This is a genomic window from Mycobacterium sp., assembly GCF_008709575.1.
Classification (GTDB): Bacteria; Actinomycetota; Actinomycetes; order Mycobacteriales; family Mycobacteriaceae; genus Mycobacterium.
In genome coordinates this window covers 1-589 of sequence record NZ_VYIK01000482.1, presented here as the reverse complement: position 1 = coordinate 589, position 589 = coordinate 1, and the positions used below count along the sequence as shown (strand labels likewise).

At 67.6% G+C, this 589-nt stretch carries 1 protein-coding gene and 1 pseudogene; both read left to right on the top strand.

All coding sequences use genetic code 11. From position 1 onward, the window contains the following. Positions 1 to 221, top strand: a 221-nt coding sequence (locus F6Q13_RS19705) for a cutinase family protein (RefSeq protein WP_293060071.1), incomplete at its 5' end; no start/stop codon positions are given. An 86-nt stretch (positions 222 to 307) separates the two neighbouring features. Next, positions 308 to 589, top strand: a pseudogene (locus F6Q13_RS19700) (glycoside hydrolase); the annotation flags it as partial.

Genomic DNA, 589 nt, shown 5'->3' with positions numbered 1-589 from the left:
TGACCTTGTTCGGAACGCCCTCCAACCCGTGGTTGCAATCCTACGGGGCGCCGCCTATCACCATCGGACCGCTTTATGCACCGAAGACCCTGCAGTTGTGCGCTCCCGACGACTCCGTCTGCGATGGCACGACGGGTCAGCAGCCGAATTTCGCGCACCTGTCATATCTGGCCAACGGCATGACCGGCCAAGCCGCGGACTTCGCCGCCCGCCACCTGTAGCCCGGTTTTACCGCTGCCGTGCGAATCTGGGCGCCACCGGCTCGAAATCGCCGCGCTGCGCCCACGATGACACTAGATTGCAGTTCGTGAGCCCAGACCCCTTGGCCAACGGCCGGGGCCGTTGGTTGGCAATCGCGGCCTCGATCGCCGTTGCTGCCGCCATATTCCACGTCCAGGGCACCGAGCATCCATGCTGTCTGCCCGCGGCAACGGCGCCGGGCCAGGGAACTGCGCCGGTCAGGGCGACACCGAAAAACGACGCCACTCCCGCGGCGGAACTGGTGGCGGCCAGCGCGCCCGTGGCCAGCCGGGAGGTCCCGTTCGCGTTACCGCCCGGCGTCGCGCCGGAGGACGGATTGCAGATCCAC